Raw genomic sequence first — 612 nt, 5'->3', positions numbered from 1 at the left:
ACAACGGATAGCTGAGTGTAATTGTAAAAATATCTCTTTTAAGTGTTGTACTTTTTCCGCATCCGTTAATAGGGGGAGTAATTGTTCTGCCAGTGCTTCTGGTGTGCACTCTTCTTGCAGCAACTCTTTAATTATTTCCCGTCCTGCTAATAAATTGGGTAAAGAGACATAGGGCGTTTTAACTAATTTTTTTGCTAACCAAAAGGTAAATGGTTTCATACGATAACCCACTACCATCGGGCATTTCGTTAACATGCATTCTAAGGCGGCTGTACCAGATGCTAATAAAGTCGCATCACTGGCGGTCATCGCCTCTCTTGCTTGTCCATCTAAGAGTTGGATTTCAAGTTTTGGGGCAACACTTTGATGTATTTGTTCAAATTGTGCCCGTCGCTTCGCATTTACCAAAGGGACAACAATATGTAATGCGGGGATCTGTTGCTTTAATCGCTGCGCTGTTTTTATAAAGTCCGCACTGAGCATTTCCACTTCAGAATGCCGACTTCCTGGTAGCAGAGCTAAACAGATTGCCTCTTGATCAATACCTAGGTGTTCACGAGCCGCTTTTTTATCAGGGTGTAAAGCAATTGCATCAGCCATTGTATGACCGAT

Annotated in this window: 1 protein-coding gene; it reads right to left on the bottom strand. The window is 42.2% G+C overall.

All coding sequences use genetic code 11. The annotated features are described in order from the left end of the window. Nucleotides 1-600 (bottom strand): lipid-A-disaccharide synthase (gene lpxB, locus IE142_RS40000; protein WP_229831267.1); only part of this gene is annotated, 600 nt, incomplete at its 3' end. Nucleotides 601-612 lie beyond the last annotated feature (12 nt).

Source organism: Streptomyces mutabilis (genome assembly GCF_014649815.1).
Lineage (GTDB): Bacteria > Actinomycetota > Actinomycetes > Streptomycetales > Streptomycetaceae > Streptomyces > Streptomyces mutabilis.
Note: the sequence above shows the minus strand (reverse complement) of the source record. Positions and strands in the feature narration are given on the sequence as shown.